The sequence below is a fragment of the Acinetobacter sp. ACIN00229 genome, assembly GCF_016106645.1.
Classification (GTDB): domain Bacteria; phylum Pseudomonadota; class Gammaproteobacteria; order Pseudomonadales; family Moraxellaceae; genus Acinetobacter; species Acinetobacter oleivorans.
Map to the genome: position 1 here is coordinate 275,963 of NZ_JADWOM010000002.1, position 18,931 is coordinate 294,893.

Consider the following 18,931-nt stretch of genomic DNA (forward strand, 5'->3'; position numbering starts at 1 on the left):
TGGTGACTTTGATCTACAAATAAACATAATAGATACTTAAAAAGGCCATAAACAACAATAACTTCGCAATGTCTCACGTTTAGTAATAAAAGTATAAAAAAATTAACATTACAAAAAAGGTAGCCATAGCTCGCATGCAACAGCAACAGAAGAACCCTGGAAGAACACTCGTCTTATGGATTATCGCAGCTCATCTATTTATGGGGATGGTGGCATACGAGTGGCTGCCTGTAAGTTTTAGAGGAAGCTGGATTTTTATTCTTATTCTTTTAATTTCTGGGGCTTTTTTAGAAGTTGGCGCATCTTTAATTGTTGGTTTACTCGCTTTCATAGGTGTTGCCGTATATTTTCTACTCGACCTAGGGGCACAAACACATATTGAACGTCAGCTCCTTTTACTTTTTATTATTCCTCTCATTCCTCTTTTTCTGAGTGCTGTACGCCACAATATTGAAATTAACGTCCAAAAATATCGTGATATACAAAGTTATGATCGAAATTATCGCCGTGATATTTTCCCGCTTAGCGCACTTAAGTATTTTCAACGTAGTTTCTTCAAACTTCTTGATCATCATCACATACAAGACTATGAAGTCTTTGAAATCAGGATTCTCAACCGAAGCTTAATTAAAGAAATGTTAGGCGATGATGTATGGAAAACCACTCAAAATGAAATGATTAAAATTTTGAGCCAGCATCACCCGCAAGAAATTGTTTTCCAGTTTGCTGATGATGATCTAGAAACGATATACAGTATTGTTATTCGTCAACAAAAAACAGAAGAAGAACCTGAATTTATTAAAAAGCTAAAAGAAATTATGACTTTGCGGCTTGAAGTCGAATATAAAATTATTCAGATTCCACCTGAAGAGGAGATTACTTAATGTCTAATCTTCTTAATATTTGTGGAATTATTATTGCCTCTAGTCAGTATCCAGATGGCACTTTGCAGCAATTCTATCGTCAATATTATCATTGCGAGATTAAATCTGAACAAACAAGAACTGAAGTTCAAAGTATTAATGACCTTTCCATGTTTTTCCCCTCACAGGACACATGGTGGCCTATTTTTACAATTGACCAAATCAGTTCAGACAGTTTTCAAGGGCTTATTCATAAAGGAATTAAGCCAGGCATCATATTACCAGATGAGGTTTTTAGCTTTTCTCACTATTTCTTATTAAAAGAGGCAGTGAGCCAAGGCGCTATTCCGATTGTACTTTTTAAATCTGAACAACCTCAATATTTTGCTGCCAAAGCTACATTTTCAACTGCAATTGGTTTACGGCCTATGGCTGCTTTTGTTTCAACAGGTTGGGATGAAAACTTAATTTCCCAGACCGCTGGCAGCTATATTGTTAAGTTTAATCCAAAGGAACTTCCGCTACCCTCTAGAGAGATTAAACAAAAGCAGCATTTATTTTATTCAGCCAAAAATTTTAATGGTCATGTTTCTGGTTATGAAATTATTATTAATCCTCCTGCTGATCTTCCGACCACAAATATTCGATATCCTCAACTCGGCATTTCATGGAAATTTAATAATATTAAATACATAAGCACGCCTGAACATATAAACACTAGTTTTTTTGGGTATATTTTTATTGGTTTAAGTACAGTTGTAGTTCCACTCGATCTTATTTTAACCACAACCTATCCTGACCTACTTGGTACTTTCGGCAGCTATATTTCTTGGATCTCCTTGGTCATCGGGGTGATTTTATTGTTATTGCTGATCTCATCTATTATTAGGAGGGTTAAATCAAATGGCTCCCATTGATATTCTCTTCCTATTTGGTTTTTTAGGCATCTGGATTCCTCAAGCATTTTGGGCATGGCTAAGTTATCAGGCTTGGAAATACTCAAAAACAGCAGAAAAAGAGTTACAGAACCTACCCGTACCCGATAGATGGCCCGTTTTGAGTGTTTTGATTCCTGCCTATAATGAAGGCGTAGTGATTGAAGATACTTTACATGCAATCGCGCAACAGGATTATCCAGCCGAAGCATATGAAGTTTTGCTGATTAATGATGGTTCTAAAGATAACACCCTAGAAATCGCCGAAAATCTAGCGCAGATTTATCCTTGCATAAAAATTGTCAACGTTCCTAAAGGAATGGGAGGCAAAGGTAAATCTAGGACACTAAATAATGGCCTACCCCATGCCAAAGGTGAACTTATTGTTGTTTATGACGCAGACAGTACACCTGAACCCGACTGCGTAAGGTTATTAGCTCAAACACTACTTGCAGATAAAAAATTAGTGGCTGTAAATGGCAAAGTAAGAACCCGTAATTGGCAAGATAGTATTTTGACTCGATTTATTGCCATTGAGTTCATCTTTTTCCAATGGATTTTCCAAGGCGGGCGTTGGCAACGTTTTGAGCTATCCACATTAATGGGTACCAACTATGTCATTTGGCGTGATGCATTAGAAACCTTAGGTGGTTTTGATGAGAAGTCATTGGTCGATGACACTGAAATGAGCTTCCGAATTTTTATCGGACAAAAACGAATTAAATGGGTTCCCTACGCAATTGGTTGGCAACAAGATCCACCATCTTTAAGTGTATTTGTTAAACAACGCTCACGGTGGACTCAGGGTAATTTTTATGTGACTCGTAAATATTTACCAGTAGCGTTGAGAACCCCATTTCCTATTGGAATTGAAATTCTAAATAACATTATGTGCTACATACTTTTCGTACCCGCTTTATTCTGGAGTCATATCACCTTGACGCTTGGGTTACTGGGTATCGCAGGCATTTCAGTTCCTGGTCCCTTCACATTACTGTGGGGCCTCTCGTTTTGTCTATATGTCGCACAAATGTGGTTTACCCTTTCACTCGAAAAAGTTAAACCAGAACTCTATTTTTACTCTGTTTTATCTTATGTAAGTTACTCACAAATATTTCTATTTATTGTTTTTAAAGCCGCATATGACATGCTTAAAAATAAAATACAGGGCAACTCCCTTCAATGGTACAAAACGGAACGTAGCAAGGAGAAAAAATAAATGAAAAAGACTTTTGATCTCTACAAAACAGCTCAAGTGCTCCTTGCCAGCACCAGTCTTATGCTCGCCATGTCTGCTCATGCGTACATATGGAAACTCGACGATATTAGTACTTCAACAAAATATACGGTCGAGCCTCATTTTTTCTATATTGGAAAAGGTGCCCAGTGGCAAAATATTCAATTTTCAAGTGATTATTCCACTGAAAGTGATACAACTTTACTCGTAAAATATGATGATAAACTCATTTATAACACTACACTGAGTGGGGACGGTCAATTCAAATTTGATATCCCAGCAAGTCAGAGTGGCTTTCATCGTTTAGATTTTATTATTCAACAGTATGCTAAACCGACTACGCTGAATCAAACCAAAGAAACATTCTGTACAGAAGATATTGATCACTTAACTTATTTAAGCAATTCCCAACTCGACTTTACGCCTATCCGTAATATATACCGTTTAAAAGACTTACCAGATGCTTTAGCTAATCCACAAGCGAGACGGCCTACTCCGTTTGTTGGTATTTTAAAATATAACCGTAAAGAGATTATAGAAGCTTCTATGCTCGCTAGATTAGCAAGCTCATGGACTTCAATCACACCAATTGAATGGGTTGATTCAGGACAAACTAATTTAAATGATGAAACAAATTTCATTATTGAAGTGATTCGCTCAGCTACGCCACTCAAAGGGGGTGCTTTAGTACAAATTGCAAAACCAGCAGATGGAGTGGCCACTCTTTCAATTACTTATCACACACCACAAGAACTCACTGCTGCCATAAATGGACTAATCAATCCCTCGTATGTAGAGCAACTTGATACAGGAAGTGCAGTTTTCCCTACAACGATCTCTACCCCAACTTGGGCACAGTTTAAAAAAATCAATACACTTGCAGACTTAGGCATTGAGGACTTCAGATTAAATCACGCGGAAAAGAACTTATTCCTTGATTTCCCAGCAGTATGGCAACCAACCGATATCTTGCAAGGGCAAATTGCACTACGTATCCAAAGTGGTTTATTGCAAGGTTCAAATATTACGGCTTGGATTGATGGCGGACTTGCAGGCAGTATGAAAACAGCCGACCTTGCTTCCGATCCCGTTAACCGACAATTCAACATTTTTGCCAAAGCTATTTCTAATACCACCAATTTTAATTTAAAGCTTGAAAACTCGGTGATTGCAAACTCTCAGTGTTTACCCACTGCACATGGTTCGCTCTGGATTGATACAGCTAAATCTACCCTAAAGCTACCCCATAAACTCAAAAATGGTGTAGCCGCAATTTCAATGACTTTAGCAACGACTCCGACTATTGCAATTGATGATCAATCTGGTGCGTTAAATATCGCGATTGTATTAGGCCAAACTGCGAAAAAAATGCTTTTAACACAAGGACCAATGTCACTTAACCTAGTCCGTTATTCGCCAAGTGCTCCACAAGCAATAAATGTTCGTGTGAATAAAGATATTTATCAACAACAAGTACTAATGCATCAAGATATTATTTATGCACCTGCTGCCCAAAATGGTTTTATTGTGAGTTATAACAATAATCGCTTTGACGTGATTACCGACTCACAAGGCGGTGCACAAGCTTTCATGCACCTTTGGGAAAAAATACAACATAAAATTCCAAATAACGTGACAAAAATGCTCGTTTCAGAAAATGGAAATATTTATGTTTTACAAAAACTTATTGTCGGAAATCAAAAAGCACCTTTAGTTCAACAATCTTCTTTCTTCTTATTAGTTGTGATTATCTCCGCAATCATGATAATAATTATCTTCTTGTGGTACTGGTTAAGACGAAATAATGAAAAAACAGATACCAATTAAAATAGCTGCTTTTATTATTTTAATTATTTGTAGTGTTATAGCTTATGCGGGGTTGTTCAAACATCAAGGACAAGCCCCGCATATTGAAGGAGTTTTCTGGCAGCCCGACAATAACACTACTCCACCAGAGGGAAACTGGCACTATTTAGGTGTTGATACATTTGTTCCCCAATGGTCTGTTGTTGAGTCTAAATCATGGTGGAAAGAATCAAATTTTCCTCAATGGGAAAAAGCAATTAATTTAGAAAAAATTAAACAAGAGCCTTGGGCTAAAAATCTAATATTGGGTTTAGCCGGCGAATATAATGAACCTAAAGCTCGGGCAAATGTCACTGAGTTAGGGGAAAAATCTGCTGAAATTATAAAAGAGCAAAAAACTGCACCTAAAGGTTATTATTTCCCAGTGGAAGCAGATCCGACTTGGTTAAGAGTAAGTGCTTTAGGTCAGGTTTTAACTAAACTTCCAGTACCAGTTTGGGTGAGTATTTATAGTGGTGAAACCGAACCCGAACATTACGATTTATGGGTTAAAAGCTGGTTACCAGAACATAACGGCGTTTTCTTCCAAGACGGAGTTGGCGTAGGTGTACGTTCCCCTCAACAAGCTAAACATATTTTAGATCAACTTGAACAAAAGCTTGGAAAAGATAAAGTAATTATAGTACTCGAAGCCTTTAGAGTTAAAAAGAATGGGCAATTTAGAGCCGCATATCCTTGGGAAATTATTTCTCAGCTAAAAGCATATGAAGGAAAAACTGTCTATATTTTTGATGGTCCTCATTACATGAGCCGCTGGTGCGTCAATATAGTGAGCTTGTGGTATCGCCTCACTTATGGTGGTGTTAATAAAGCCATAAGTGAGAAGAAATTCTTAACTCATCATTATGCCAATTCATAAGATTTAGCAATTTGATCGAGAATACGTTGAGCTGCTTGCCCGTCACCAAATGGGTTTTCTACATGTGCCATTTTTTCATAGTGCTGTTGGTCGGTGAGTAGCTTTTCAGCTTCTTCAAAAATTTTTTGTTGGTTTGTACCCACTAAAACGCCTGCTCCCACTTCAACGACTTCTGGTCGCTCTGTGGTGTCTCGCAAAATTAAAACGGGCTTATTAAATGATGGACTCTCTTCTTGCAACCCACCTGAGTCCGTCAAAATAAAATTAGATCGGTCTATAACTGCCAATAAACTAGGGTAGTCTAATGGTTTAACTAGATGGATTTGCGGATGGTCTTTAAACTTATCATGAACCACATCATGTACTGCTGGGTTTAAATGGACTGGCCAAATAAAATGTAAATCAGGATGGTCGTGGGCTAAGTGCTCAACGGCATTACAAATATTTTGAATTCCCCCGCCAAAGTTTTCACGACGATGCGCAGTAATAAGCACAACTTTATCATCTTGCTTTAATTGAATTCCATAAGGTTCAAGCTGGTTCTTCAAATCAGATTTTTCAGAAATTAATTTACGTCCTAAATACACCGCATCAACAACGGTATTGCCTGTAACTGTAATGAGTTCTAATGGAATTTGTTCATTGAGTAAATTTCTTTTTGATTGTTCTGTCGGAGCAAAATGCCATTTGGTAATACGTGACACTAACTGACGATTTCCCTCTTCTGGAAAAGGATGATCCAAATCATAAGAACGTAAACCAGCTTCCACATGTGCTACAGGAACTTTCATTGAAAACGCGACTAAGCCAGCTGCTAAAACAGTTGTTGTATCTCCCTGAATAACAATTGCATCTCTTTTTTGCCCATCAGTATATACATTCTCGATTTGGCTCAAACCGTGTATGAGTAGCTGATTTAAACTTTGTCCAGCATTCATAATTTTAAGACGATGGTCAATTTCAACCCCAAAGAAATCTATCGCATCTCTTACTAATTCATCGTGTTGTCCAGTAAAAATCACCTCAACTTGAAAACGAGGATCTTGCTTTGCCAATAAAATAACAGGGGCAAGTTTGATTAATTCAGGACGAGTTCCAAATACAATAGATATAAAAATTTTCTTCATTTTAGAAATCCTTATAAAAGACGAGTTCCACTCGGGTATTGTTGTAATGATCTTTTGTATTTACTGGCACATCTTTAAAGTAATTGCCATATAGTCGCTCAACACGTAGTTTTATCGGCTGATAATTAAAAGGCTGCCATGAAATACCGGGGCCATATTCAAATAAATTATTGTAATACTCATCTTTACTGTCAGCTAAGCCATGCAATTTCAAATAAGCCTGTACAGTTCCATTCTCGCCTTTATAGACATTCAAACCCGTACGTAAGCGTAAATCACCAATAACGTTATAATCTTCTCTAGAATACGTTGCTGCATTACCATATAAATCAGTGAAGTAATCATTAAAGCAAAGTGAATGATTACAATTATTTTGAGAATACCACTCTTGATAACCTGTCACCCCACCGACAACACTTTCACGAAATTTATCTCTATTTCGATCAATCAGATCGTAACTTCCCCCCACTTCTAAATACATGCGCACAGGTATAGATATCCAAGGTTGGTAATTAGCGCCCACACCTAGAGTTACTGCATTTTCATCAATAATTTCAGGTCGTACCCCGCCCTGAGATTGAGTATCACGGTTTAAGTTTAAAAAGCCATACACCTGTGCTCGACCATTATCAATATTCTTACCATAGCGAGCTTTAAGTGGAAAAATCACATCGTCGTAACGTGACTCATATGAAGGTGCAAAATACACATCGCGGAAATAAGTTTTGACTTCCCCTCCACTTAAATTCTTTACAGCCTGTGTCGCTTTATTGGCAATATCGGCATCTTTAGATTGCGTAAGCTCCTTAAAAACTACTAAAGCTTCTTTATTATTTTTTTGAGAGTTAAGCAGATAGGCTTCTTGGAGTTTTAAATTATCATCTGCTGGGTCTAATGCCTCTGCTTTTCTTAAACTTTGCAAAGCTGCTTCTTGTTTGCCTATTCTAATCTGCAAATAAGTTAAACTTTTCCATACTTTAATATCTTGAGGTGTCATTTCACCGAGCTCTAATAATAACTTCTCGGCATTTTCAGGTTGAGTCTTCTCAATTTTATAAAATTGGTCCCATTTATCATAAATCGGATTACCTGGTTTATATTCTTGATTCACAATCTCTTGGGCAAATGTAGTCTCCATGCTTAAGAGGCCTAAAGCTGGACAGATCGAACCAATAACGAGGAAGGAACGGGTTAGAGATTTTATTGTTTTGTTATTCATTGAGACCTCTAGAGTAAAATGGATAGAATGTTTGCGTAGAAGTAAGATTAAAATTTAATCAATAAATATTATAATTAAACTCATAAATTACACTGTTGGGGTAAGTAGGCTAGGTTCCATAAATTGTTCATTTTATCTCCTTTTATATTATGTTTTGAAAAGTAGTTATCTGATTGTTTTTCCTATAATGACACATTTTTTAATCGTATTATTGTAAATAATCTTATAGGATAAGATAAAAATTTATAACTAAAAAAGGTAAAGTCATGTCCTTTTCCCAACATCCAGAACATCATTTTATTCACCGCTCAGGTTGGTTAAGGGCAGCCGTTTTAGGCGCTAATGACGGAATTATTTCTGTTACTAGTCTAATCATGGGAATGGCTGCAAGTGGAGCCACTGCTCATACGCTTCTTATTACCTGTATTGCTGGTTTAATTTCTGGTGCAACCTCTATGGCGGCCGGAGAGTACATTTCTGTAAAATCACAAGAAGATATTGAAAAAGCTGACTTAAAATTTGAGGCACAAGAACTCAAAAAGCATCCGCAACGTGAACTTGATGAGCTCACCCAAATTTATATAGCCAGAGGCTTAGCACCAGATTTAGCTCGACAAGTTGCGACTGAACTTACAAATCATGATGCCTTGGGTGCTCACGCACGTGATGAAATTGGTATTCATGAAAATACAGCAGCAAATCCTGTTCAAGCTGCATTAGCTTCAGCTGGCTCATTTTCATTTGGGGCATTGTTTCCTATGCTCGCTATTCTACTCAGTCCTGATATATGGATCGAAAAGACAGTTCTAATATTTGGCATTATTTCATTAGCTTTTTTAGGGGCACTATCAAGTCATTTCGCAGGTACTTCTAAGCTGAAAGGAAGTTTACGCATTACCTTGTGGGGAATTTTAGCGATGGCTTTTTCAAGCTGGATCGGATCTTTGTTTCATGTTACTCCACTTTAAAAAACCAGAACTTTTAAATATTTAAGAAATAAATATTTAAAAACTAAATGCCCAATATTATTTGCTCTTGGTTCTGATTTCACGTTATGGTGAAGAGAAAGAAATGAGGTGAATAAAATGACCCTGTTACAACAACTTGAAATTAAACATCCTATTTTTCTTGCCCCTATGGCGGGTGTGTCTACGCCTGAACTTGCCGCAGAAGTTTCTAATCAGGGTGGTCTTGGGTCATTAGGGCTCGGAGCAAATACGGCGCAAAGTGCTCGAGAACAGATTTTAAAAACTCAAACACTTACAGAAAAATCATTTCAGGTTAATTTTTTCTGCCATCAGCCCGAACAACTTAATCTTCAAACTTCTGCTCAATGGATTGAATATTTACGCCCACAGTTTGAAAAGTTCGGAGAACAGCCTCCTCAAAATTTAAACTGTATTTATCCAAGTTTTCTTGATAACGATGATTTTCTAAATGTCGTATTAGAAACTAAGCCTAAAGCTGTAAGTTTTCATTTTGGCATTCCCCATCCCCATCAAATTCAGGCATTAAAAGATGCCGGAATTATCACTATGGTTTCTGCTACCAATTTAGTTGAAGCACAAGCTATTGAAGCGGCTGGTATAGATATTATTATTGCTCAAGGGATTGAAGCAGGCGGACACCGAGGAATCTTTAATAAGACTTTTGATGCAGCAATTAAAACGAGTGATTTAGTACATCTTATTGTCAAACATTGCAAACGACCTGTAGTAGCCGCTGGTGGCATTATGAACGGCGCACAAGCACGACATATGTTGAGCTTAGGAGCTACAGCTGTTCAACTCGGAACTGCTTTCGTTCAATGTCCATCTTCAAATGCATCTGCCGAGTACCGTAAAGCTTTATTTAATGAGCCTGTGACGCAAATTAGTGCCAGTCTTTCTGGACGTCCGGCCCGTGGATTGCTCAACCATTGGCACACACAAATTGATTTACCTAATCGCCCTCCTCAACCCGAATATCCCTATACCTATGATTTAGCCAAGCAACTCAATGCAATTGCAAGCAAAAATAAAGACTATGGCTTCGGTGCTTTTTGGGCGGGTAGTAATGTCTCACAAATACGTGAATTAGCTGCTGCCGATTTAGTTAATCAGTTAGTGGTAGAAATGCTAGAAGATGAGTAAATTTAAAAAAGCCAGTAAATTTACTGGCTTTTTCTTTAATGAGTTTCTAATAAGTTAACCTGTTCAACTTGCACATCACTCATCAAATTGCCTTCAGCTAATAACTGATTAAAATAGTTTTCGACCACTAATGCTTGTTCAGCAGTACTTTCAACTTTATACATATTTTGGCGAAATTCGTTACTTGAGCGTAATCCTTTTGTGTACCAAGCAATATGTTTACGGGCAATACGACATCCAGAATATTCACCATAAAATTGATAAAGTTCCGATAAATGCCCAAGCAAAACATGCTGCACCTCTTCAATATTAGGTGCAGCTAAGTGCTCTCCAGTTTTTAAATAATGAGCAATTTCACGGAAAATCCATGGTCGACCTTGAGCAGCACGACCAATCATGATTGCATCAGCACCTGTATAATCGAGCACATATTTTGCCTTTTCAGGACTATCAATATCACCGTTTGCAATAAGTGGAATATTGATTAACTCTTTGACATGTTTGATCAAATCATAACGTGCTGTATTTAAATACATGTCTTCACGGGTGCGACCATGTAAAGCCAATGCAGCAATTCCCGCTTCTTCTGCTCTTTTTGCGACTCTTAAAATATTTTCTTGACCATTTAAAAAGCCCAAACGGGTTTTTAATGTCACAGGAACCTCAACAGCAGTAACCACTGCATCAAGAATTCGTGCCACTAAATCTTCATCTTGTAATAATGCTGAACCAGCAAGTTTGTTACATACTTTTTTGGCAGGACATCCCATATTGATATCAACAATTTGTGCGCCATTTGCCACTTGATAACGTGCAGCTTCTGCTAATTGCTCAGGATCAGAACCTGCAATTTGAGCAGAAATTGGAGCGAGTTCGCCGTCAAAATTTGCACGGTAGAGGCTCTTTTTGCTCATCCGCAAAGTCTTATCGGCAGTCATCATTTCACTGACTGCATGGCCTGCGCCAAAATACTTGCAGAGCGTTCTAAATGGACGGTCAGTGACCCCAGCCATTGGAGCAACGATTAAATTATTTGACAGTTGATAGGGACCAATATACATATATATTCATACAATTGATGATCAACATAGTATACTTCATCCGCTTAATCGGCTCATCTTTTTATGCAGGTGCTTTCCTCGCCATGAACAAACCGTTGTCTTCCCGTTTTTTATTAAAATCATTCGGTATGGTTGCCGTGTGCATGAGTTTAGCTGCTTGTGGAGATAAAGCTTGGTGGTCAAATAATGATGAGCCTGAATTAGAAAGCCAACAGATTAAAAAGTTAATTCCATCGCGTGTGCATGATCGTGAATCATGGGCTAAAGATATTGATGACATTATGAAAGACTTGGATATTCCTAAAACCAAGAAAAATGTCTGTAGTATTGTGGCTGTAGTAGATCAAGAATCTAACTTTGTTGCCAACCCTCAAGTACCGGGTTTAGGCCAAAAAGCAGTTGAAGAAGTCAGCACACGTTTAAATGAAAAGTTTGAAGATAAGCTTGGCAAAACCATTGGTGGAACAATTGCGGGTTATTTTGAAGAAGTGCTAAGAACTCAGCCTTCTCCCGATAACAACTATATGAGCCAAATGCGTAAGGTTAAAACCGAGAAAGACCTCGATTTACTTTACCGAGAAATTTTCGATTTTATGGCTAAGCATTACCATGTGAGTGCATTAACAGGTGCGGCCAAATTAGTTGGGCAAGATATTGGCGAGAAAATGAACCCTATTACGACCTTGGGTTCTATGCAAGTTCATATTAACTACGCGAAAGCCAATAAACGCTCAAGCATGAATACTGCTGCACTTCGTGATGACTTATATACTGAATATGGCGGTTTATATTATGGTATTCATCGTTTAATGGTTTATCCAGCAGACTACGATAAAGCCATTTATCGATTTGCAGACTATAACTCAGGTATGTATTCTAGCCGTAATGCTGCTTTTCAAAGCATGTTAAATGACCTAACAGATACAGAAATCAGTCTTGATGGTGATCTACTTCTTTACACAAAAGATGGTGATCCACGCCCTACTCAAAGCCAGTCAGAAAAAGAACTGATTACTGTATTTGCAAAAAATAATGTATTGGTTACCCCACGACAAATTCGTGATGATCTTAAATTAGAAAAAGAGAAAAAGTTTGAAAGTACTCAAACCTATATTGCTCTGACGAAACTTTATAAAGCAAAGACAGGTAAAGAACCTATCTATGCAATCATGCCGCAAGTGGTCATTTCTGGGCCAAAATTAAGTCGTGACTATAATACCAACTGGTATGCAACCCGCGTAAACGGACGATATGAATCATGTATGCAACGAGCGAAACGCATAAGACTATAAAAAGTCTCGCCCTGTTCGATTTTGATGGAACCTTGTGTAGTAAAGATAGTTTTACTGGGTTCATCTTTTATGCTTTGTCTAAGCGCCATATTGTTAAACAAGGTTTGAAAATCCTGCCATGGATTCAAGCCTACTATCTTAACTTTTATCCAGCTCATGCTATGCGTGCCAAGTTATTTCGCAGCATGTTCAAAAATACCCCTGCAATTGAACTGCAAAGATTAGGTGAAGAATACGCACAAGAGTTAGTCTCTTCGCTTTCACCTGAACTTTTCGCACAGTTACAACATCATCAGTTACGTGGTGATCGAGTGGTACTGGTTTCAGCTTCAATTGATGTCTATCTTGCTCCACTTTGCAAACTACTAAATATCGAATTAATTTGTACTGAAACTCAAATTAAAAACGGCATGATGACAGGTTATTACTCCACCCCAGATTGTAGTAGTGAACAAAAGAAATTAAGAATACATCAGCAATATACGCTCCAGCATTACCATCAAGTTTATGCGTATGGTAATAGCTCAGAAGACCTAGATATGCTCAGTCTCGCGACACATCCCTATATGGTAGGTGAAGACCGTGTTTTACCTAGTTTAACGCCAGAAAAAAAGCTCGCATAAAGCGAGCTTTTTTATTTAGACATAACTTAATAAATTGCCATATGATCACGATGAATCATTTCAAGTGAACGAGCTTCACCTAACACTTGATAAACCTTATCTGAGGCTAAGCCTTTAATAATTTCAGCAGATCGTGAACTGAAATTCACTCGACCCACTGCAATACGTTTACCTTGTTTATCTACACATTCAACCACATCGCCACGATCAAAATGTCCTTCAACAGTTTTAACTCCTACAGGGAGCAAACTACGATGTTTTAATTTAATCGCTTCAACAGCACCATCATCAATTACAAGACGGCCTGCCGTTTGTAAATGAGCAGCGAGCCATTGTTGATGAGCAGTCATACGGTCTTTATCTGTAGTAAACAACGTACCTAGCATTTCACCCGCCATCGCACGTGACAAGACATTGTCACTTTCACCACTCGCAATGAGCGTTGGACAGCCCGACTTAGCAGCTAAACGTGCGGCACGAACCTTAGTCACCATACCACCTCTGCCGAGCACACCACCACCGCCAGCCATTTCGAATAAAACATCGTCCATGGCACGAACAGTAGAGAGTAATTTCGCATCGGGGTTGTGACGCGGATCTGAATCAAACATACCCTGCTGATCAGTTAAAATGATCAACAATTCTGCATGAACCTGACCTGCAACCATCGCAGCTAAAGTATCGTTATCACCAAAGCGAATCTCGTCGGTAGATACCGTGTCATTTTCATTAATAACCGGAATCACGCGCCAATCAATCAAGTTTTGCAAAGCATCACATGAGTTTAAATAACGACGGCGGTCCGCTAGATCATCATGGGTGAGTAAAACCTGAGCAGTACGAATGCCATGTTCTTCAAGCACACTAGACCAAGTATGAATTAAACCCATCTGCCCAATCGCAGCACAGGCTTGTAGACTGGGTAGATCGGTGGGTCGACTTGCAAGCTTCATACGAACCATACCTTCAGCCACAGCTCCAGAAGACACTAAAATAATTTCGTGTCCGGCATCGTGTAGATCTGCAATCTGTTTCGCCCAATGCGAAATAGCATTCAAATCTAAACCTTGCCCATTGGCTGTGAGTAAAGATGATCCGATTTTAACAACGATTCGTTTACACTCACTGAGCTGACGTTGCCCATCGACCACTTCTATCATGTTTTCCTCGATTTTTTAGTCACGAACGTAGATGCTTTCTACATCATTGTCGTCTTCATCATCGTCAAAATCATCATCATCGCCCAACATGCCTTCAAGACGTTGTGCTCGACGCATAGCGCGATATGCTTCTTTTGCCGCAATGGTTTGTTCACGTGTTTCAACTTCTAGTTGTTCACGGAAAGCTCTTACTTCTGCTGCATATTCAGGATCTTCAACTTCGCGTTCACGTTGTTGTTCAATCTGATCCATGAGGTAATACACAACGTCTTTTGTACCTTCACTTAATAGACCTGATGTCTTAAAGACAGGTCCAGTCCACTCTAGTTCATCTAGAATATGCTGACACCACTCTTCACGACTTTCTTCAGCAATCTGATCCAGTTTATTTAGTACTAAAACAATTGGAAGTTTAGCCAAAGTAGGAGAAAACTTAGCTAACTCATTCATAATTGCTTTTGCATTATGCGCAGGATCCGAACCGTCAATTGGTTGCACATCAATAATGTGTAAAAGGATACGCGTACGTGCCAAATGTTTAAGGAAACGAATTCCCAAACCAGCACCTTCCGCTGCACCTTCAATCAAACCAGGAATATCGGCCATTACAAATGAACGATGACGGTCAGCATCTACAACGCCAAGGTTTGGAACCATGGTTGTAAATGGATAATCTGCTACTTTTGGTTTTGCAGCACTTACAGCACGAATAAAGGTTGATTTACCAGCATTTGGCATACCCAATAAACCAACATCTGCCAATACTTTTAATTCAAGACGAATTTCACGAAATTCACCTTTTATACCTGTCGTACATTTACGCGGAGCACGGTTAGTTGATGATTTAAAGTGGGTATTCCCCAAACCACCATCACCACCACCTGCAACCAGAATTCTTTGGCCATCTTCAACCAAATCGCCAATAATATCGCCTGAATCTGTATCAACAATTGTTGTACCAACGGGTACTTTTAAAACCACATCTTCACCACCACGTCCGGTACAGTTAGCGCCTGCACCATTCTTTCCGCGCTCAGCACGGAACTTACGTGTGTAACGGTAATCGACTAGCGTACTCGTATCATCATCAGCTTGAATATAGATACTTCCACCACGTCCGCCATCACCACCATCTGGGCCACCAAATGGTACAAATTTTTCACGGCGAAAACTGGCTACGCCATTGCCACCGTCGCCAGCCTCTACGGTAATGACTGCTTCATCAACAAAGCGCATCTGCCAATCCTCTAAAAACTCTAAAACCGCCTATTCTGCCATATTTTCATAAAATTCTCGAATAGAAAATGGGACAATTCCCATTTATAACGGTCTGTTTTTATCTTTAAGTCATCAAAAGCAATTTAGATTTACAAATACAGGCTTTACCCAACATAAAATGCAAAATAACTATTTAATTTTTAAGGATGCACATTGCGCAGTGGCAAGGTCATTTGCATATCAAGATTTGCTTTTGTTTTTGGAACCGAATTATACATGATCGCATTAAATGAAGAGACATTCCCCATTTCCATAGGGTCATTCACTTGTAGACTTGGGTTAAACCGATGTTTAACAGATAAATTTACTGGCTCATCAAACTCAAAATAAACAGGACCATCAAAAACAATTTTAACTGGAATGGTATAGCTACGTTTTAAATTAAAAGGAACATCTAGCTTGATGGGAATATCTAGCTTAAGTGGAAATTTTGGTAAAAATTTACTTTGATAGACGAGGTCTGTCGTAGTTTCAAGAGGCATAACCTGATCAATTTTTAAAGTTGTCGAATAGTCAACGCTCACTGTAATTGGCGTCTCTACAGCAAAACTTAAATCTGCCAGATATTTCCCTTTTAAAGGTAAAGTTAGTTGGCGGTCTATATCTAATGTTGTATCAAGTTTACCAATAGATTGAACCTGTAAAGTATTGCCAACCTGAATCTTTGTTTCTAAAGAGTCAGGCAAACTAATATCGGCATTATGAGCCGAAACAACTAAATTAGCTTGAATATTGAGATATACCCAAAACATAACAGCAGCAAGAATCATCATTAAGAAAAAACTGATCAACATACTCTTGAGTGAACGAAACATTACTATTCACCCTATTGATCAGTTGTTGTCTGCGATTTCTCTGAACCCACTACCCGATTTAATCGCATAGTGGACAGAGGAATTTTTAACTCACCATTTGCAATCTTCACAGGCAATGTGTTTTTCACATCAACCGAAGCATTTAGTGCTGTTTTAACAGGGACATTCAAATTACCCTCAATTGGAATATTAGTATCCAATCTTGCTTTTAGAGGAATATGGAGATTTTCTTTTAATACCGTCCGCACTGGCGCATCAAATTTCAAATGAACCTTTTGCTCAAGCGGAACATGAATATCAATCGGAACATCAAGTTTTAATGGAATTGTTCCTTTCAATGGCAACGTAATATCACGTCCCAACACCCTCACCTGAACCTTCGTATCGATTGGTAAATTCTGCTCAACTTTTAATGTTTCTTTGACAGGAATTGTGGTGCTAATCGGCACCATATTATCGAAGTAAACGCGCGGAGTTAATGTTTGTGTTAATGGAATATTCAGTTTTTCATCAATTGGAATACTGGCATTTACTCGCCCTTTTACATCCACGTTTAAAGCATCTTGTACTTTAACCTTAACTTGTAGAGGTTCTTGCAAGTCAATAGCAACTGCTTGATTCTTCAAAGGAATATAAATATTAAAATGCTTAAACACCCATATTGCAATGAGTACACCACATAAATTGGCAATAATGATGAATATAAAAACGACCAACAAACGTTTAAACTGCGACAATTCCTATCCCTTACTATTTTCTTTTTTTCCTTAATTCCTATTCTCATTTATTTACAAAAAATAGTCAGCATATATTTTGTACGGTTGTAAAAAAACCCAGTCTAAACTGGGTCTTTTTGTGAAAATCTTTTATAGATCGTTAAATGATCTTAAGCATTCAATTCTGCTGGAATTTTTTTGTAGCTTACGCCGCACATTTGTTCAGCGATACGTAATACCTGACAGCTATAACCAACTTCGTTATCGTACCAAACATAAGCAGTTAAACGGTTACCAGAAGTAATCGTTGCTTGAGCATCATACACACCAGCAGTACGAGAACCGATAAAGTCACTCGATACAACTTCAGTCGAGTTGGTATAACCAATTTGACCTTGAAGGCTAGAGTTAATCGAAATTTGACGAATGTATTCGTTCACTTCTTCACGATCAACTTCTTTATCAAGCGTTAAGTTCAAGATAGCAAGAGATACGTTTGGCGTAGGAACACGTACAGAGTTACCAGTTAACTTACCTTTCAATGCAGGTAATGCTTTAGCAACAGCTTTAGCAGCACCAGTTTCAGTAATAACCATGTTCAATGTAGCTGCACGACCACGACGATCTGCTTTATGATAGTTATCAATTAAGTTCTGGTCATTTGTAAATGAGTGAACAGTTTCAACGTGACCGTTAAGAACTTTATATTTGTCATCCAATACTTTAAGAATTGGAGTAATTGCATTTGTTGTACAACTTGCAGCAGAGATGATTTTGTCTTCATCTAAGATGTCTGTGTTGTTTACGCCAAATACAACGTTTTTCATTTCACCTTTACTTGGTGCAGTTAATACAACACGTGCAACGCCTGGGCATTTCAAGTGTTGGCTTAGACCTTCAGCATCACGCCATTTACCAGTGTTATCGATTAAAAGCGCGTTTTGAATACCGTACTCAGTATAGTCAACTTCACTTGGGCTCGATGCATAAATCACTTTAATGAAGTTACCATTAGCAATGATTGCTTCGTTTTCTTCATCAACAGCGATTGTACCAGCGAAAGTGCCATGAATAGAGTCACGACGAAGTAAAGAAGCACGTTTTGCTAAATCGCCATCAGAAGATTTACGCACAACAATTGCTTTAAGGCTTAAGCCACGACCTAAACCTGATTGGCTAATGATTAAACGAGCCAAGATACGGCCAATACGACCAAAACCATAAAGAACTACATCTTTAGGTTGTTCAGAAGTTGCACTACCTTTAATTGACTCAACTGCTTGAGCAACAAAAGCGTCAACATCACCGCCTTTTTCTTTATATTCAACAGCAAGTTTACCGATATCAACCTCTGCTGAACCAATGTTTTCAACTTTTGCTAAAGCTTCTAAAATTGGAAAAGTATTTACAACAGAAAGCTCAACATCTACAACACGTGTACGACGATGAGTTTTCAAAATTTGAATAACAGAACGGTTAATTAAAGAGCGACCGTAAACAGATACGACAATATTTTTTTCACGGTATAATTGACCGATTACGGCAATCATACGTTCCGCGATTTCTTCACGGTTTTTCCAACGGCCTTGGTGTTCAGCATGCAGGGCGATGATAGTGTCTTTGCTCACAGATACGTCCTCTAATTAATTATATCTAGGCGTGATTTTTTAAACCCCGTAATTGTAATGGAATTATCGACAAGAATGAATCAAAAGCTGACGTTAGTAGCTAGATTTTCCTAAAATTCA

Annotated in this window: 17 protein-coding genes; 9 read left to right on the forward strand and 8 right to left on the reverse strand. The window is 38.2% G+C overall.

The features are described from left to right. The first annotated feature begins 134 nt into the window (after nt 1-134). Genes I7H67_RS02680 through I7H67_RS02700 form a run of 5 tightly spaced genes read left to right on the forward strand, consistent with a single transcriptional unit; the run spans nt 135 to nt 5,760 of the window. Nucleotides 135-884 (forward strand): hypothetical protein, encoded by a 750-nt coding sequence (locus I7H67_RS02680; protein WP_198307007.1) that lies wholly within the window; start codon nt 135-137, stop codon nt 882-884. Continuing rightward, nucleotides 884-1,780 carry a hypothetical protein gene (locus I7H67_RS02685; RefSeq protein WP_198307008.1) on the forward strand — a complete coding sequence of 299 codons (897 nt, stop codon included), beginning with the start codon at nt 884-886 and terminating at the stop codon, nt 1,778-1,780. The genes I7H67_RS02680 and I7H67_RS02685 overlap by 1 nt, the downstream gene beginning before the upstream one ends. After that, entirely contained in the window at nt 1,767-3,017 is a 1,251-nt protein-coding gene (locus I7H67_RS02690) for a glycosyltransferase family 2 protein (protein ID WP_005307402.1), read from the forward strand. The genes I7H67_RS02685 and I7H67_RS02690 overlap by 14 nt, the downstream gene beginning before the upstream one ends. Further along, nucleotides 3,018-4,862, forward strand: a complete 1,845-nt coding sequence (locus I7H67_RS02695; protein WP_198307009.1) for a hypothetical protein — start codon at nt 3,018-3,020, stop codon at nt 4,860-4,862. It begins immediately after the preceding gene. Beyond that, on the forward strand, nt 4,840-5,760 hold the full coding sequence (locus I7H67_RS02700) for a hypothetical protein (RefSeq protein ID WP_198307010.1): 921 nt from the start codon (nt 4,840-4,842) through the stop codon (nt 5,758-5,760). The genes I7H67_RS02695 and I7H67_RS02700 overlap by 23 nt, the downstream gene beginning before the upstream one ends. Here I7H67_RS02700 and wecB read toward each other — a convergent pair. Then, on the reverse strand, nt 5,745-6,887 hold the full coding sequence (gene wecB, locus I7H67_RS02705) for a non-hydrolyzing UDP-N-acetylglucosamine 2-epimerase (RefSeq protein ID WP_198307011.1): 1,143 nt from the start codon (nt 6,885-6,887) through the stop codon (nt 5,745-5,747). The two genes, I7H67_RS02700 and wecB, sit on opposite strands and share 16 nt — an antisense overlap. Before the next feature lies 1 nt (nt 6,888). Beyond that, nucleotides 6,889-8,106: a tetratricopeptide repeat protein gene (locus I7H67_RS02710; RefSeq protein WP_198307012.1), complete on the reverse strand. Its 1,218-nt coding sequence runs from the start codon at nt 8,104-8,106 to the stop codon at nt 6,889-6,891. A 266-nt stretch (nt 8,107-8,372) separates the two neighbouring features. Between I7H67_RS02710 and I7H67_RS02715 the strand changes: the two genes are divergently transcribed. Both I7H67_RS02715 and I7H67_RS02720 read left to right on the forward strand, forming a co-directional pair. After that, nucleotides 8,373-9,074: a VIT family protein gene (locus tag I7H67_RS02715; protein ID WP_005307417.1), complete on the forward strand. Its 702-nt coding sequence runs from the start codon at nt 8,373-8,375 to the stop codon at nt 9,072-9,074. A 117-nt stretch (nt 9,075-9,191) separates the two neighbouring features. Further along, nucleotides 9,192-10,238 (forward strand): NAD(P)H-dependent flavin oxidoreductase, encoded by a 1,047-nt coding sequence (locus I7H67_RS02720; protein ID WP_198307013.1) that lies wholly within the window; start codon nt 9,192-9,194, stop codon nt 10,236-10,238. Nucleotides 10,239-10,273: 35 nt separating this feature from the next. Here the strand turns inward: I7H67_RS02720 and dusB are convergent, their stop codons facing one another. Next, nucleotides 10,274-11,299, reverse strand: a complete 1,026-nt coding sequence (gene dusB, locus I7H67_RS02725) for a tRNA dihydrouridine synthase DusB (protein WP_005307422.1) — start codon at nt 11,297-11,299, stop codon at nt 10,274-10,276. Between the two features lie 83 nt (nt 11,300-11,382). On the opposite strand from dusB, the gene I7H67_RS02730 reads away from it, so the two are divergent. Beyond that, nucleotides 11,383-12,591: a DUF1615 domain-containing protein gene (locus I7H67_RS02730; protein ID WP_198307014.1), complete on the forward strand. Its 1,209-nt coding sequence runs from the start codon at nt 11,383-11,385 to the stop codon at nt 12,589-12,591. Continuing rightward, nucleotides 12,558-13,214, forward strand: coding sequence for an HAD-IB family hydrolase (locus I7H67_RS02735; protein ID WP_013197107.1), 657 nt, complete (start codon nt 12,558-12,560; stop codon nt 13,212-13,214). The genes I7H67_RS02730 and I7H67_RS02735 overlap by 34 nt, the downstream gene beginning before the upstream one ends. Nucleotides 13,215-13,240: 26 nt before the next feature. Here the strand turns inward: I7H67_RS02735 and proB are convergent, their stop codons facing one another. The 5 genes from proB to I7H67_RS02760 form a co-directional block, all read right to left on the reverse strand. Next, on the reverse strand, nt 13,241-14,374 hold the full coding sequence (gene proB / locus I7H67_RS02740) for a glutamate 5-kinase (RefSeq protein WP_151826778.1): 1,134 nt from the start codon (nt 14,372-14,374) through the stop codon (nt 13,241-13,243). A 15-nt stretch (nt 14,375-14,389) separates the two neighbouring features. Then, nucleotides 14,390-15,610 carry an Obg family GTPase CgtA gene (cgtA, locus tag I7H67_RS02745; RefSeq protein WP_004790763.1) on the reverse strand — a complete coding sequence of 407 codons (1,221 nt, stop codon included), beginning with the start codon at nt 15,608-15,610 and terminating at the stop codon, nt 14,390-14,392. A gap of 182 nt (nt 15,611-15,792) precedes the next feature. Further along, nucleotides 15,793-16,467 (reverse strand): hypothetical protein, encoded by a 675-nt coding sequence (locus I7H67_RS02750; RefSeq protein WP_005307432.1) that lies wholly within the window; start codon nt 16,465-16,467, stop codon nt 15,793-15,795. A gap of 11 nt (nt 16,468-16,478) precedes the next feature. Then, nucleotides 16,479-17,204, reverse strand: coding sequence for an MFS transporter (locus tag I7H67_RS02755; RefSeq protein ID WP_198307015.1), 726 nt, complete (start codon nt 17,202-17,204; stop codon nt 16,479-16,481). Between the two features lie 149 nt (nt 17,205-17,353). After that, nucleotides 17,354-18,811, reverse strand: a complete 1,458-nt coding sequence (locus tag I7H67_RS02760; RefSeq protein ID WP_004790760.1) for a glyceraldehyde-3-phosphate dehydrogenase — start codon at nt 18,809-18,811, stop codon at nt 17,354-17,356. Between the last annotated feature and the right edge of the window lie 120 nt (nt 18,812-18,931).

Bases quoted from the DNA above. Each gene is read 5' to 3' on its own strand.
- I7H67_RS02680 (WP_198307007.1), top strand. From the start codon at position 135: ATGCAACAGCAACAGAAGAACCCTGGAAGAACACTCGTCTTATGGATT.
- I7H67_RS02685 (WP_198307008.1), top strand. From the start codon at position 884: ATGTCTAATCTTCTTAATATTTGTGGAATTATTATTGCCTCTAGTCAG.
- I7H67_RS02690 (WP_005307402.1), top strand. From the start codon at position 1,767: ATGGCTCCCATTGATATTCTCTTCCTATTTGGTTTTTTAGGCATCTGG.
- I7H67_RS02695 (WP_198307009.1), top strand. From the start codon at position 3,018: ATGAAAAAGACTTTTGATCTCTACAAAACAGCTCAAGTGCTCCTTGCC.
- I7H67_RS02700 (WP_198307010.1), top strand. From the start codon at position 4,840: ATGAAAAAACAGATACCAATTAAAATAGCTGCTTTTATTATTTTAATT.
- wecB (WP_198307011.1), bottom strand. From the start codon at position 6,887: ATGAAGAAAATTTTTATATCTATTGTATTTGGAACTCGTCCTGAATTA.
- I7H67_RS02710 (WP_198307012.1), bottom strand. From the start codon at position 8,106: ATGAATAACAAAACAATAAAATCTCTAACCCGTTCCTTCCTCGTTATT.
- I7H67_RS02715 (WP_005307417.1), top strand. From the start codon at position 8,373: ATGTCCTTTTCCCAACATCCAGAACATCATTTTATTCACCGCTCAGGT.
- I7H67_RS02720 (WP_198307013.1), top strand. From the start codon at position 9,192: ATGACCCTGTTACAACAACTTGAAATTAAACATCCTATTTTTCTTGCC.
- dusB (WP_005307422.1), bottom strand. From the start codon at position 11,299: ATGTATATTGGTCCCTATCAACTGTCAAATAATTTAATCGTTGCTCCA.
- I7H67_RS02730 (WP_198307014.1), top strand. From the start codon at position 11,383: ATGAACAAACCGTTGTCTTCCCGTTTTTTATTAAAATCATTCGGTATG.
- I7H67_RS02735 (WP_013197107.1), top strand. From the start codon at position 12,558: ATGTATGCAACGAGCGAAACGCATAAGACTATAAAAAGTCTCGCCCTG.
- proB (WP_151826778.1), bottom strand. From the start codon at position 14,374: ATGATAGAAGTGGTCGATGGGCAACGTCAGCTCAGTGAGTGTAAACGA.
- cgtA (WP_004790763.1), bottom strand. From the start codon at position 15,610: ATGCGCTTTGTTGATGAAGCAGTCATTACCGTAGAGGCTGGCGACGGT.
- I7H67_RS02750 (WP_005307432.1), bottom strand. From the start codon at position 16,467: ATGTTTCGTTCACTCAAGAGTATGTTGATCAGTTTTTTCTTAATGATG.